This window comes from Cryobacterium frigoriphilum (assembly GCF_004403305.1).
GTDB classification, from domain to species: Bacteria; Actinomycetota; Actinomycetes; order Actinomycetales; family Microbacteriaceae; genus Cryobacterium; species Cryobacterium frigoriphilum.
Genome location: NZ_SOHE01000013.1, coordinates 169,801 through 183,276 on the forward strand (window position 1 = coordinate 169,801; position 13,476 = coordinate 183,276).

General features: G+C 67.6%; 13 protein-coding genes. 6 read left to right on the forward strand and 7 right to left on the reverse strand.

The features are described 5' to 3' along the window. Window positions 1-86 precede the first annotated feature (86 nt). The 3 genes from nirB to E3T55_RS02185 are packed head-to-tail and all read left to right on the forward strand — an operon-like array spanning window position 87 to window position 4,773. Window positions 87-2,792, forward strand: a complete 2,706-nt coding sequence (gene nirB, locus E3T55_RS02175) for a nitrite reductase large subunit NirB (protein ID WP_134517921.1) — start codon at window positions 87-89, stop codon at window positions 2,790-2,792. A 2-nt stretch (window positions 2,793-2,794) separates the two neighbouring features. Then, window positions 2,795-3,610, forward strand: coding sequence for a uroporphyrinogen-III C-methyltransferase (cobA, locus tag E3T55_RS02180; protein ID WP_134517922.1), 816 nt, complete (start codon window positions 2,795-2,797; stop codon window positions 3,608-3,610). Continuing rightward, complete coding sequence (locus E3T55_RS02185; RefSeq protein ID WP_134517923.1) at window positions 3,610-4,773, forward strand: uroporphyrinogen-III synthase; 1,164 nt, start codon at window positions 3,610-3,612, stop codon at window positions 4,771-4,773. Before cobA ends, E3T55_RS02185 begins: the two co-directional genes overlap by 1 nt. Window positions 4,774-4,885: 112 nt before the next feature. On the opposite strand, the gene E3T55_RS02190 is transcribed toward E3T55_RS02185, so the two are convergent. Continuing rightward, on the reverse strand, window positions 4,886-5,740 hold the full coding sequence (locus tag E3T55_RS02190) for a formate/nitrite transporter family protein (protein WP_134517924.1): 855 nt from the start codon (window positions 5,738-5,740) through the stop codon (window positions 4,886-4,888). A 367-nt stretch (window positions 5,741-6,107) separates the two neighbouring features. On the opposite strand from E3T55_RS02190, the gene E3T55_RS02195 reads away from it, so the two are divergent. Beyond that, window positions 6,108-7,022 (forward strand): endonuclease domain-containing protein, encoded by a 915-nt coding sequence (locus E3T55_RS02195; protein WP_166791643.1) that lies wholly within the window; start codon window positions 6,108-6,110, stop codon window positions 7,020-7,022. Window positions 7,023-7,114: 92 nt separating this feature from the next. Here E3T55_RS02195 and rimM read toward each other — a convergent pair whose 3' ends face one another. The 3 genes from rimM to rpsP are packed head-to-tail and all read right to left on the reverse strand — an operon-like array spanning window position 7,115 to window position 8,407. Beyond that, window positions 7,115-7,747 (reverse strand): ribosome maturation factor RimM, encoded by a 633-nt coding sequence (gene rimM, locus E3T55_RS02200; protein ID WP_174775415.1) that lies wholly within the window; start codon window positions 7,745-7,747, stop codon window positions 7,115-7,117. A 7-nt stretch (window positions 7,748-7,754) separates the two neighbouring features. Then, entirely contained in the window at window positions 7,755-7,991 is a 237-nt protein-coding gene (locus E3T55_RS02205; protein ID WP_119976672.1) for an RNA-binding protein, read from the reverse strand. 2 nt (window positions 7,992-7,993) lie between these two features. Continuing rightward, on the reverse strand, window positions 7,994-8,407 hold the full coding sequence (rpsP, locus tag E3T55_RS02210; protein ID WP_134517926.1) for a 30S ribosomal protein S16: 414 nt from the start codon (window positions 8,405-8,407) through the stop codon (window positions 7,994-7,996). A gap of 189 nt (window positions 8,408-8,596) precedes the next feature. Between rpsP and E3T55_RS02215 the strand changes: the two genes are divergently transcribed. After that, on the forward strand, window positions 8,597-9,733 hold the full coding sequence (locus E3T55_RS02215) for a glutamate--cysteine ligase (RefSeq protein WP_134517927.1): 1,137 nt from the start codon (window positions 8,597-8,599) through the stop codon (window positions 9,731-9,733). 108 nt (window positions 9,734-9,841) lie between these two features. Here the strand turns inward: E3T55_RS02215 and E3T55_RS02220 are convergent, their stop codons facing one another. After that, window positions 9,842-10,648 (reverse strand): LLM class F420-dependent oxidoreductase, encoded by an 807-nt coding sequence (locus E3T55_RS02220; RefSeq protein ID WP_134517928.1) that lies wholly within the window; start codon window positions 10,646-10,648, stop codon window positions 9,842-9,844. Window positions 10,649-10,843: 195 nt separating this feature from the next. Further along, window positions 10,844-12,439 carry a signal recognition particle protein gene (gene ffh, locus E3T55_RS02225; protein WP_134517929.1) on the reverse strand — a complete coding sequence of 532 codons (1,596 nt, stop codon included), beginning with the start codon at window positions 12,437-12,439 and terminating at the stop codon, window positions 10,844-10,846. 125 nt (window positions 12,440-12,564) lie between these two features. Between ffh and E3T55_RS02230 the strand changes: the two genes are divergently transcribed. After that, window positions 12,565-12,876, forward strand: a complete 312-nt coding sequence (locus E3T55_RS02230; protein ID WP_134517930.1) for a putative quinol monooxygenase — start codon at window positions 12,565-12,567, stop codon at window positions 12,874-12,876. Window positions 12,877-12,897: 21 nt separating this feature from the next. Here the strand turns inward: E3T55_RS02230 and E3T55_RS02235 are convergent, their stop codons facing one another. Beyond that, on the reverse strand, window positions 12,898-13,470 hold the full coding sequence (locus tag E3T55_RS02235; protein WP_134517931.1) for a TetR family transcriptional regulator: 573 nt from the start codon (window positions 13,468-13,470) through the stop codon (window positions 12,898-12,900). Window positions 13,471-13,476 lie beyond the last annotated feature (6 nt).

The window sequence follows — 13,476 nt, forward strand, 5'->3', positions numbered from 1 at the left end:
ACTTCAGACACGACAGGACACATAGGGGACACGGCGGTGAAATCGCGTGCCCGTACGCTCAGAGCACTCGCCCCGAAAGGACGCTGATGCTCTCTTCTTCTCCTGCTCCTGTTGCCGGCTCTGCCACCCCGGCCCGCCGCGTTGTCATCATTGGCGGCGGCCCGGCCGCCCACCGGCTGACGGATGCCCTGCACTCCCGCGATACCGACCATGCCCTGGCCGTCACCGTGATCGCCGAAGAGCAGCACCTGCCCTACGACCGGGTGGCGCTCAGCCAGCGCCTGGCCGGACAGATCGACCTCACCCTCGAACCCACCAGCGTCTGGGACTCCGAACGCATCAGTCTGCGCATCGGTGAGCGGGCCGACAGCATCGACCGCGACGCGAAAACCGTCACGACCGCCCTCGGTCACACCGTGCCCTACGACGACCTCGTCTTCGCGACCGGATCGAGCGCCCCGGTGCCCCCGTTGCCAGGCTCCGAACACATTCGGGTGTACCGCACGCTCGACGACGTCGATGCCCTCGTCGCCGAGTTGGCCACGCTCACCCTGACGCTCGGGCGCGCACCAAAGGTCGTCGTGGCCGGCGGCGGGCTGCTCGGGCTCGAAGCCGCGGGCGGTCTGCACCGCCTCGGCGGCGAAGCTGCCCTCGTGCATTCCGGCCCCTGGCTCATGTCGGCGCAGCTCGATGCCGGCGGCGGGCAGGCCCTCGGCCGTCTGATCACCGCGCAGGGCCTCACGCTGCACCTCGGCACCCGGGCCACGGCCATTCTGAGCGCGCCCCGGCGCGCGGAAACGGACGCTGTCGAAACGCACACTGTCGACCCGGCCGCTGTCGAAACGCACGCTGTCGACCCGGACGCTGTCGACGCGGATGCCCCGGTCGTCACCGGCGTCTCGCTCGGCTCCGGCGAGACCATCGACGCCGACATCGTCGTCTATGCCATCGGCATCACCCCGCGCGACGAACTCGCCCGTGACGCCCACCTCGATCTCGGCACCCGCGGCGGCATCGTGATCAGTGAGGAATGCCAGACCAGCGACCCGAGCATCTGGGCGATCGGTGAGGTCGCGAGCTTCGGCGGCCGCTGCGTCGGCCTCGTCGCCCCCGCCAACGCCATGGCCGAGGTCGTCGCCGACCGACTGCTTGGCGGAACCGCGACGTTCACGACCGTCGACGACGCCACCAAGCTCAAGCTGTCAGGGGTCGACGTCGCGAGCTTCGGCGACGCCCTCGCGGTGACGCCCGGCGCCCTCGAGATCGTCTACGCCGACCCGGCCCGCGGCCTGTACCAGAAGCTCGTCGTGACCGACGACGCCAAGACCCTGCTGGGCGGAATCTTCGTCGGCGACGCAACCCCCTACTCGGCGCTGCGCCCGCTGGTCGGCCGCCAGCTCTCGAGCGAACCCGCCGCGTACCTCTCTGCCGCCGGTGCCGAGGCTCCCGGCGGCGACGAACTGCCCGACGACGCCCTCGTCTGCTCGTGCAACATGGTCACCGCCGGAGCCGTGCGCGAGGCGGCGCGCGGAGATCACGCCGAGGCCTGCACCGAACTCGGCGCCCTCAAAACCTGCACCCGCGCCGGCACCCAGTGCGGCTCGTGCGTGCCGCTGATCAAGAAGCTGCTCGAGGCCGAACTGACGAAATCGGGCCAGACCGTGTCGCACGCACTGTGCGAGCACTTCGAGCTCAGTCGTCAGGAACTCTTCGAGTCGGTGCGGGTGCTCGAGCTCACGAGCGCCGAGGAGGTCTTCGAGCGATTCGGCACCGGCCGGGGTTGCGACGTCTGCAAGCCCGCCGTCGGCTCCATTCTCGCCAGCCAGAACTCCGCCTACATCCTCGATGCCGGCCGCGGCACGCTGCAGGACACCAACGACCGCGCCATGGCCAACATGCAGAAGGACGGAACCTACTCGGTCGTCCCCCGCATCCCGGGCGGGGAGATCACCCCCGCGAAGCTTGCCGTGATCGCGAAGGTCGCTGCTGACTTCAACCTCTATACCAAGATCACCGGCGCGCTGCGCATCGACATGTTCGGCGCCCGGCTCGAGCAACTGCCCGACATCTGGCGGGTTCTCGTCGACGCGGGCTTCGAATCCGGCCAGGCCTACGGCAAGGCGCTGCGCAACGTGAAGTCCTGTGTCGGCTCGACCTGGTGCCGCTTCGGCGTGCAGGACTCGGTGGCGCTCGCCATCAAGCTCGAGCTGCGCTACCGCGGCCTGCGGGCGCCGCACAAGTTCAAGTTCGGCGTCTCCGGTTGTGCCCGGGAATGCGCCGAAGCGCGCGGCAAAGATGTGGGTGTCATCGCCAGCGACCTCGGCTGGAACATGTACGTCGGCGGCAACGGCGGCTTTCAGCCCGCCCACGGCCAGTTGCTCGCGAGCGACCTCGACGAAGACACCCTGATCAGCTACATCGACCGCTACATGATGTATTACATCCGCACGGCCGACCGGATGCAGCGCACCGCGCGCTGGATGGAAGATCTCGACGGCGGTATCGACCACGTGCGCGATGTGGTGATCAACGACAGCCTCGGTCTCGGCGAGGAGCTCGAAGCCGCGATGGCGAAGCACGTCGACACCTACGAAGACGAGTGGGCGGCAACCCTCGCCGACCCCGAGCGTCTGCGCCGATTCCGCTCCTTCGTCAATGCGCCGATCGAGCCGGACCCGAGCATCGCCCGCGTCGTCGAACGTGACCAATTACGACCGGCCACCGCTGACGAACGGGCCGATTCGAGTACTGTTCTGTTAAGTGGAAGCCGTATTCCCGTTCGAGGAGAGTGACAATGACAGCCCGAAATTCAGGGTTGACCGAACCGGACGCGCACCCCGTAGGCATCGTCACCCTGGTTGGTGGCGGACCCGGAGCGGGAGAACTGTTGACCGTGGCCGCGGTGGAGGCGCTGCGCTGCGCCACGGTTGTGCTCTACGACCGGCTGGCGCCGCACGAGACCTTGCGCGCCCTCGCGCCGCAGGCCGTGCTCATCAACGTGGGAAAGCATCCGGGAAACCATGCGATCTCACAGACCGACATCGAAGCGCTTTTGGTGCACCACGCCCTCGCCGGTGCCCGAGTCGTTCGGCTCAAGGGCGGTGACCCGTACGTCTTCGGGCGGGGCAGCGAAGAGGTGCTCGCCTGCCACCGCAACGGCATTCCGGTGACCGTGATCTCCGGTGTCACGAGTGCCATCGCGGTGCCCGCCGCCGCCGGAATTCCGCTCACTCACCGCGGCCTCAGCCACGGCTTCACCGTGATGAGCGGCCACGCCCCCCTCACCGACCGGGAGCTCGAGGGCCTGACCCTGCTCGGCAGCACCATCGTTGTACTCATGGGCGTCGGCACCCTGCCGACCCTCAGCCAGGGTCTGCTGCGCCACGGAATGTCGGCCGAGATGCCCGTCGCGATCATCGAACGCGGTTTCAGCCAGACCCAGCGCACCACGATCGCCCAGCTCGGAACCGTTCTGTTCGAGTCTGCCCGGGTGGGTGTCACCTCCCCCGCCGTGCTCGTCATCGGCGAGGTCGTGAAGCTCGCCTATCGGGGCGATCTCAGCGCCGATGATCTGCTGCGTCGCGCCGGCGAGTTCGCAGCGGCGGACTGATGCCGAACGAACCCACCGAACCTCCCGTCGTTGCCGACCTGGCCGACGTTCAGGTGACCGCTTTTCAACCCGACCAGCTCGAAGGGTTTCGCATCGGGGTGACGAGCGACCGCCGTTCGAGCGATCTGATCGACGCCTTCGAGCGTCGCGGTGCGCGCGTTGTGCACGCCCCGACCCTGCGCATCGCGAACTCGCAGCAGGACGGTCCGCTGCTCGACGATACCCGCACGATGATCGCCGCCCGACCGGACATTCTGCTCGCGACCACCGGCTACGGCGTGCGGCGCTGGTTCGAGGTCGCCGAGATGGACGGCCTCGGACATGAGCTCACGGAAGCCCTGGCCGAGACCACGATTCTGGTGCGCGGCCCCAAGGCACGCGGCGGCATTCGCGCGACCGGGCTCAACGACTCCGGCATGAGCGACACCGAGACGACGGCCTCGCTCGTTGACAAGGTACTGGCTGAGTATCCGCCAGGCCTGACCGTGGGCATCCAGGTGCACGGCCACACCGACGAAGCGCAGCTCGATCGGCTGCGCGCCGTGCACGCCCGCGTGCTGACCGTCGCGCCGTACCGCTGGATCGCGGTCGACGATACCGATGAACGCGTCTACAAGCTCATCGAAGCGATCTGCGCCAGGCAGCTCGACTGCGTCACCTTCACGAGCGCGCCCTCGGTACACGCCCTGTTCGGGGCCGCCGAGGGAATGGGCGTCTACCCGGCGCTCATCGCCGCCCTGCAGACCAACGTGAGGGCAGCATCCGTCGGCCCGGTGACATCCATTCCCCTGCTGGCGGCCGGAATCGATCCGATTCAGCCGACCCGTTTTCGCATGGGCGCGCTGATTCGGCTGGTCTGCGAACAGCTCGAACTGGTGGGAATCGAACGGATCGAGACGCGCCACGGGCCGCTCGCCCTGCGCGGAGCGGTCGTCGAATTCGGCGGCCAGCGCATCGCGCTGCCGCCGACCGCGCTCGCGATTCTGCGCACCCTCGTCGCCGCCCGCGGAGCGGTCGTGTCCCGCGACGAGCTCGCCCAGGCGTTGCCGGGCACGACCGACGACCATGCCATGGAGGTCTCGCTCGGCCGACTGCGGCAGGCGCTGCCAGTCGCCGGACTGATCGCAACCGTCGTCAAGCGCGGGTACCGGCTCGACGTGTAGGTTTCTGTCGATTAGTGACAGCTGTGAGCGCACGACGTGCGTATGGCGGGGTCGCGCGCGCTCAGCTGTCACTGATCGACAAGACCGCTCCCCTCACACAGCGGATGCGGGTCTACCGGGTCGCGAGCACCGGCTCGGCCGCGCCGGCCTCGAGGGTTTCGGCTGCGGCATCCGCTCGCTGGACGCGCGTCCGGTGCGAGAAGTAGAGCAGTCCGGCGCACAGGGTCACGGCGCCGATGAAGTTGCCCACCAGGACCGGTGTCTGGTTCCAGCCCCACCACTGGCCGATACCGACGTCGGCGCCGAGCAGCATACCGGCCGGAATCACGAACATGTTCACGACCGCGTGCTCGAAACCGAGGGCGAAGAACATGGTGACCGGCAGCCACATGGCCACGATCTTGCCACCCGTGGAGGTGGAGGTGAGCGCGAGGATGGCGCCGAGGGCGACCATCCAGTTGCAGAGAATTGCCTTGATGACCACGAGGGCGATGCCGCTCGCGCCGAGCACTCCATACCCGGTGGTCTTCGCCTCGGCCGCCTCGATCAGCATCGCGACGAGCGGATGCGTCTGGTCGGTTCCCATCCGCGTGATCGTCGCGAGGTACAGGCCCGCGTACACGCCGCAGCCCAGCAGGTGACCGACGATGACGACACCGAAGTTGCGCAGCATCAGCCGCACGGTCGTGCGGCGCTCGAGTACGGCGAGGGGAATCAGCGCAAAGCTGCCGGTGACCAGTTCGAGGCCGAGCAGCACAATCATCACGAAGCCGACCGGAAAGATCAGTGCCCCCACGAGCGGCAGCCCGGTCTGCGCGGTCGCGGTGAAGGCGAGCGTCGTGGCGCAGGCGAGGATCGCGCCGGCGAGGGTGCCGCGGGCCAGGAGCTGGCCGAAGCTGAGGTTCGCCTTGGCGACGCCGGCCTCTACGGCGGCGTCGATCAGGCGGGTGGGGGTGACGTACGTCATGGGGCGGCCTTTCGGGGAAACCGGCCCGGTGGGGCCTGGTTCCACGGTAGGTCTCGCGCGATGCGGGCCGGTTTCTGCCGGGTGGCCCGGGTGTTTCGGGCACCTCAGGGTGCCGGCGGGCCGCTGTGAGGCGCGGTGCAGGCGGGGTGAATGCGGGGCGTGTCGACAAGTGACAGCTGTGAGCGAGCGAGGCCGTTATACCGGGGTCGCGCCCGTACAGCTGTCACGCATCGACAGGCCCGCGCAACAAGCCCCGCGCAACAAGCCCCGCTCGACAGGCCCCGCGCAACAAGCCCCGCGCAACAAGCCCCCGATCGAGATCGTGTCCGGAACCCCGCGCTGCGCCCCGAACCGCCACACTGAGCGCATGATCGAAGCCGCCCGCACCCTTCTCACCCTCGGCGGGGTCGCGCACGCCACCACCCTGCGCCGAAACGGGGTCGGTCAGAAGGTGCTGGAACGGGCCGTCGCGACGGGCGATCTGCACCGCATCCGTACGGGCTGGTACTGCCTGACCGGCAACCAGAGCGACACCGTACGCGCCCTGCGGGTCGGTGGCCGGCTCGGCTGCGTCTCGCTGCTGCGTGGGCTCGGACTCTGGCTGATGCCCGATGAGCGCCTGCACGTCGTGGTTCCCCGCACCCGCACCAGCCTGCGTTCACCCGACAGTCGGGCGGATGCCCTGGGAACGTGGCGGGGACATCCGTCGGTTGTGACGCACTGGCGCGGTCCGATCCGCAACCCGGAAGCACCCACCGAACTCATCGATGACGCCGCCGGATGTCTGGCGACCTGCCTGCCCCGCGATCACGCGATCGTCGCCTTCGATTCGCTGCTGAACCGCAATGAACTGAGCTGGGACCGACTTGAGTCCGCGCTGACCGGCGGCCCGGTGTCGCACGAGTGGATGCTGCGCCTCGTCGACCCGGGCTGCGGTTCGGGCCTGGAGACCCTCGCGCGACTGCACCTGCGGGCGCACGGCCTGTTGGTCCGCAGCCAGTGGCTCGTGGAGGGAGTCGGCTGGGTGGACCTGCTCGTCGGTGAACGGCTGATCGTCGAGCTCGACAGCCGGCTGCACCACACGGACTGGGCGTCGTACGAGAAGGACCGAGCCCGGGACCTCGAACTCGTGACCCGCGGCTATGTCGTGGTGCGCGTGACGTATCGGCAGGTGATGGAGTCGTGGGAGAGGGTGGAGGCGGCCATTCTTGCGATCGCACGGCGCGGCGAGCACCGCTGGCAGGGTCTGCACCGGCGCGCGGGGCTGAACCTGCCGCGGTGACCGAGAGCGTGTCGATACGTGACAGCTGTGAGCGGGCGAGGCCGCTAGAGCGGGGTGGCACGCGCACAGCTGTCAGCTATCGACAGCACAAGCTACGGAAGTTCGGAAGCCTCGGCTTCAGAAGTCGCGGGTTCCTCGGGCAACTCGGGTTCGTCCGGCAGCTCCTCGAGCAGTCCGGGCGGCGGCGTGATCGTCACGATGCCGGTCTTCACGTCGACGGTGGGCACGATCGCTTTAACGAAAGGAACCATCACCTCGCCGGACGCGGTCTTCACGATCAGCAGGTCCTGCGCGGGCAGGTGCTCGAGCCGCGCGATCGTGCCGATCTTGACGCCGTCACGGTGCACGGCGAGGCCGACCAGCTGGTGGTCGTACCAGGCGTCTTCCTCGTCGGGCTGCTCGGCGGAATCCTGATCAATCCAGAGGATGGCCTTGGCGAGCGTTTCTGCCGTCTCGCGATCCGGGACATCCTTGAAAAACCCGACGGCGTGCTGGTTGTACCAGCGCAACTCGACGAGTTCGATGGTCTTACCATGCCAGCTGCTGCCGGTCGGTACCTGGAGCGTGAACACGGCGCCCGGGACGAAACGTCGCCCCGGGTCGTCCGTGAACAATTCGAGCTTGATCGCTCCCTTGAGGCCGTGCGCCTTCGTCAGGCGTCCCACCCGCAACTGCGGCTGGGGTTCTGCCGCACTGATAACTGCTGTGTCGTTCACCGGACTCATCTCCGGCTCAGAAATCGGTGTCGACGACGTCGACCCGTACGCGCTTGCCGTCGGCCAGAGCCGCCACCAGGGTGCGCAATGCTTTCGCGGTGCGACCGGCGCGGCCAATGACCCGGCCGAGGTCCTCGGGGTTCACCCGAACCTCGAGGACATCGCCGCGGGGGGACTTTTTTTCGGCAACGTGCACATCGTCGGGGTGATCTACGATCCCCTTGACGAGGTGCTCAAGCGCGGGAGCGAGCAAAATTACGCCTCGTCGGTCGCGTCGGCTGCAGCCTCGGCGGGCTCTTCGGCCTTGACGAGGGGCTTGTCAGCCTTGGGACGCAGAACCGGCTTCTTCTTCTCGTCAGCGACGAAAGCAACCTTCGGCTCTTTGATCTTCACGGTCGACTTGGCGTTCTTGTCGCCCTTGAAGATTCCCCAGTCGCCGGTCAGCTTGAGGAGGACAGCAACCTGCTCGGTCGGCTGGGCGCCGACGGAGAGCCAGTACTGCGCACGCTCAGACTTGATCTCGATGATCGAGGGGTTCTGCGTGGGGTGGTAGATGCCGATTTCTTCGATCACTCGACCATCGCGCTTGGTGCGACCGTCGGCGACGACGACGCGGTAGTACGGTGCACGGATCTTGCCCATGCGCTTCAGACGGATTTTAACAGCCACAATTCTCCTGTGTAGATTCTATGTTTGGCGAACCTGAGGCCGTGAGCGTGGGGGCACACTCGGCAATAAGCTCTAGGGGATCTTCTTCTGTCTAGATAGAGGGTCGGACAGAAGAGATCACGACTGATCATTCTGCCAGAGATCCCCGCATTCCGATAATCCGTCTGAAAACCCGCGCAAGGAGCACCCGTGACACTCGACTTCGCGCAATCCGCCCGTTCCACCATCGGCATCGAATGGGAACTGGCCCTCGTTGACCAGCAGACCGGCGACCTGCGCTCAATCGGCGGCGACGTGCTCGAGGCCCTGCGCGGCCCTGACGGCTCGCACCACCCGCACATCACCGAGGAGCTGCTGCTCAACACCGTCGAGCTGGTCTCCGGCGTGCACAACACGGTCGCCGGCGCGGTAGCGGATGTCGCCGGCCAGGTCGAGGAGGTACGCGCCATTACCGACCCGCTCGGCGTCGACCCCGTCTGCAGCGGCTCGCATCCGTTTGGGCAGTGGTTCGACCAGGAGGTCACCGACAAGCCGCGGTATCACAAACTCATCGACCGCACCCAGTGGTGGGGACGCAACATGATGATCTGGGGCATCCACGTGCACGTCGGCATTGAGGACAAGAACAAGGTCATCCCGATTCTGAACGGCATGCTCAGCTATATCCCGCACCTGCAGGCGCTCTCGGCGTCGAGCCCGTTCTGGGCGGGGGTCAATACCGGCTACGCGAGCAACCGTTCGCTGATGTTCCAGCAGCTGCCGACCGCGGGGGTTCCGTGGGACCTCGACGACTGGGAGGCCTGGGAAGGCTACGTCGACGACATGACCACCACGGGAGTGATCGAGGATGTGACCGAGGTGCGCTGGGACATCCGTCCCTCGCCGCGCTGGGGCACGATCGAGGTGCGAGTGTGCGACGGGGTGTCGACGACCGAGGAACTCGGCGGTATCGCGGCGCTCATTCAGTGCCTCGTGGATTGGATGTCGACTCGCCTCGATGCCGGCGAGGCGGTGCCGCGCATGCCGCAGTGGTTCGTGCGGGAGAACAAGTGGCGGGCCGCCCGTTACGGCATGGATGCCGAGATCATCCTCGATGCCGCCGGCCATGAGCGTCTGGTGACGGATGATGTGCGCCGGCTCATCGAGACCCTCACACCGGTCGCCGAGCGGCTCGGCTGCCTGACCGAGTTGCTGCAGCTGAACCTGATCCTCGACAAGGGCGCGAGTTACCAGCGCCAGCTCGCTGTCGCCGCGGCGACCGGCGGCAGCCTGCCCGCCGTGGTGCGCTCGCTGCGTCGCGAGCTGCGCCTCGGTCTGCCGGCCTGACCCTTTCGGCCCGGCCGGCGTCACCTGATCGCGCGAAAGCGGATGACTCGTCGGCCTCAGCTGCTCAGACCGACGAGTCACCCGCTTTCGCGGCACCAGCGCGGCGGATCAGGCGTTCTTCGAGTCGCGCCAGGCCAGCCAGTCGGTGGCCGGCGCGAGGTCGTAAGCGGGGCCGGAGACGCCGAGCGTGAACAGGCGGGCACCGAGGTCATAGAGCTGGTCGGCCTGCTCGACCGTGCGGGTCTTCAACTCGGTGGAGATCTCGATCTCGCTCATGTCGCGGCCGACCTTGTCGCACCACTCCCCCAGCACGCCGAGCTTGTGTTCGAGAACCTGCGGGTCACCGAAGGAGTGCCAGATATCGGCGTGCTGGGCGACGATGCGCAGGGTCTTCTTCTCGCCGCCACCGCCGATCAGCACCGGGATGTCGTGCACGGGCGGCGGGTTGATCTTGCCCCAGCGGGCCTCGATCCGGTTCAGGCTGTCGTCGAGCGCGTTGAGCCGGCTGCCGGGTGTGCCGAACTCGTAGCCGTACTCGTCGTAGTCGCGCTCGAACCAGCCGGCGCCGGTGCCGAAGATGAACCGGCCGCCGCTGATGTGGTCGATCGTGCGGGCCATGTCGGCCTGCAGGTCGGCGTTGCGGTAGCTGTTGCAGTTGACGAGCGCGCCGAGCTGAATCGTGGTGGTCTGCTCGGCCCAGGCGGCCAGCATGGTCCACGATTCGAAGTGCAGGCCGTCGGGGTCGCCCGACAGCGGAAAGAAGTGGTCCCAGTTGAAGGCGATGTCGGCGCCGAGCGCCTCGACCTCGGTGAGCGTGTCGCGAATCTTCTCGTAGGGAGCGTGCTGCGGGGCGATCTGCACGCCGAGGCGCGCCGGACGGTTCGCCCCTGAGGTCGGTGAAGTCAGTGAGGTCATGCCGCCATCCTAGGTTGCGCCCCTGATCTCCCCGCCCGCCCACCGCCGACGTGTGGCTAATTCAGGAAATCCGGGCGGCGTCGGTGACGGATGCCCGTGGTTGCGGGCATCCGTCGCCCCGCGCTCGCGAATTTCCTGAATTCGCCACAGGGACGGGGAGGCAGAACGTGGCGAGGCGAGGCGGGGCTGCGCGGGCTAGCGGCCGAGCATTTTCTGCAGGGCTTCCATCTCTTCGGCGCTCGGGCCGCCGGCCTTGCCCTTGCCGGGCTGGGCCGTGCTGGCGCCGCCACCGATGCCGAAGCCGGAACCCGCGGCATCCGTCGACGGAGTGACCGGCTTGACGCCCGCCGCGAGGGCCGCGTTCTCGGCGGCCCGCTTGGCCGGGTTGCCCGACTTCGAGCCCTTCTTCTTCTGTACCTGCTTGCCCTTGCCGCCGGCGAACGGGGCGCCGGGGATCGGCCCCATGCCGGGGATGTTGGGCATGCCGCCGCGGGCGACGGTCTTCATCATCTTCGCGGCCTGGTCAAAACGCTGCACGAGCTGGTTGACCTCGGTGACGCTCGATCCTGAGCCACGGGCGATGCGCAGGCGGCGCGAGCCGTTGAGCAGCTTCGGGGTGGTGCGCTCGAGCTTGGTCATCGACTGGATGATGGCTTCGGTGCGCACGATCTCACGCTCGTCGAAGTTGTCGAGCTGCTGCTTCATAGCGCCGGCGCCGGGCAGCATGCTCATCATCTTCTTGATCGAGCCCATGTTGCGCAGCTGCTGCATCTGGCCGAGGAAGTCGTCGAGGGTGAAGGTGTCGGTCGCGAATTTCTCGGCGACCTTGCGGGCCTCGTCTTCGTCGAAGGCGCCCTGGGCTTGCTCGATCAGGGTGAGGATGTCACCGAGGTCGAGGATACGGCCGGCCATGCGGTCGGGGTGGAAGGGCTCGAAGTCGTCGAGGCCCTCACCGGTCGAGGCGAACATGATCGGGCGGCCCGTGAGCGAGGCGACCGACAGCGCGGCACCACCGCGGGCGTCTCCGTCGAGCTTGGTGAGCACGACTCCGGTGAAGTCGACGCCGTCCTGGAAGGCCTTCGCCGTGGCGACGGCGTCCTGGCCGATCATGGCGTCGATGACGAAGAGTACCTCGTCGGGGTCGATGGCCTTGCGGATGTTGGCGGCCTGCTTCATGAGCTCGGCATCCACGCCGAGGCGACCGGCGGTGTCGACGATGACGACGTCGTGCACCTTCTGCAGGGCGTACTTCACGCCGTCGCGGGCGACCTTGACCGGGTCGCCGACGCCGTTGCCCGGTTCGGGCGCGTAGACGGCGACGCCGGCCTGGCGGGCGACGACCTCGAGCTGGGTGACCGCATTCGGGCGCTGCAGGTCGGCCGCGACGAGCAGTGGGGTGTGGCCGTCTTTGGCGAGCCACTTCGCAAGCTTGCCGGCGAGGGTGGTCTTACCCGCGCCCTGCAGGCCCGCGAGCATGATGATCGTCGGCGGCTTCTTCGCGAACTCGAGGCGGCGCTGGGTGCCGCCGAGAATCTGCACGAGTTCTTCGTTGACGATCTGCACGACCTGCTGGGCCGGGTTCAGCGCCTTGTTGACCTCGTCGCTGAGCGCACGCTCGCGCACGATGCCGGTGAAGGCCTTGACGACCTCGAGGGCCACGTCGGCGTCGAGCAGGGCGCGCCGAATCTCACGAACGGTGCCGTCGACATCCGCCGCCGTGAGCTTGCCCTTGGTGCGGAGATTCTTGAACGTCTCGGCCAGACGATCTGAGAGGTTTCCAAAAGTAGCCATAGTTGGATTAGTTTAACGGAACTTCACGGCTTCTTCGGTCACCGGGCCCGATTCGCCGCCCGCTGCGGCCATACCAGTACGGTGGAACCACCCGCATATCGCCGGGTAGTTCACGAGGAGAACACATGTCGGTCGTCGTCGTTGCCACGCTCACTCCCCAGCCCGGCAAGCTGCAGCAGATTCTGGACGCCTTCGCCCTGGTCGCGCCGAAGGTGCACGACGAGCCCGGCTGCGAACTCTATGCCGCGCACCGGAGCGCGAACCACGTGGTGATCATCGAACGCTGGAGCGAAGCGGCCGACCTCGCCGCGCACGCCGCCGGCACCCCGATGACGCAGCTGAACGCGCTGCTGCGCGGCCTGCAGTCCGAGCCGACCGACGTCACCGTGCTCGAGAATGTTCCCTTCGGCGACCCGCTGAAGGGCACCATCCAGTAGCAGTTCGGCCGGTATCGACGGTCACGGCCGACAGAGTCGCCCGACCGCGCGCACCACATTGGCGCGGCGGTCAGCGATCTCGGGCTCCCGGGGGGCCCGTCTCGCCTCGGAACCGGGTTCGTGCACCCAAGCCGAGATGATGCCGAAGATCACGGTCATGAGCATCATCGGGTCCCAGGCCGGGTCGACCGCTCCCGCGTCCTGGGCCGCGCGGATGCGCCGCACCTGATCGTCGCGAAAGCCCACCACGACGTCGAGGCTCGCCGTGAGCGTGCCGTCGGTCTCGAGGCGCGCCCAGTCGATCATGCGCAGGTGCTGCGGATGCGAGATGGTGTGGTCGAAGAGCGCGCCGGCGAAGGCCGGCAGGTCGTTGTTGACGAGCACGACCGCGCTCGCGAATTCCCTCAGGTTCAGGTCGAGAACCGCAAGAAAGAGTGCCTTCTTGTCTGGGTAGTACGCGTACATGCGCTCCTTGCTGGCGGATGCGCTTCTGGCAATGCGATCGATGCGGGCCCCGGCCAGGCCGTAGGCCGCAAACTCGGTGCGCGCCGCGTCGAGAATGCGGGTCTGGGTGTCTGCTCCGTCGCGTGCCATGACTCG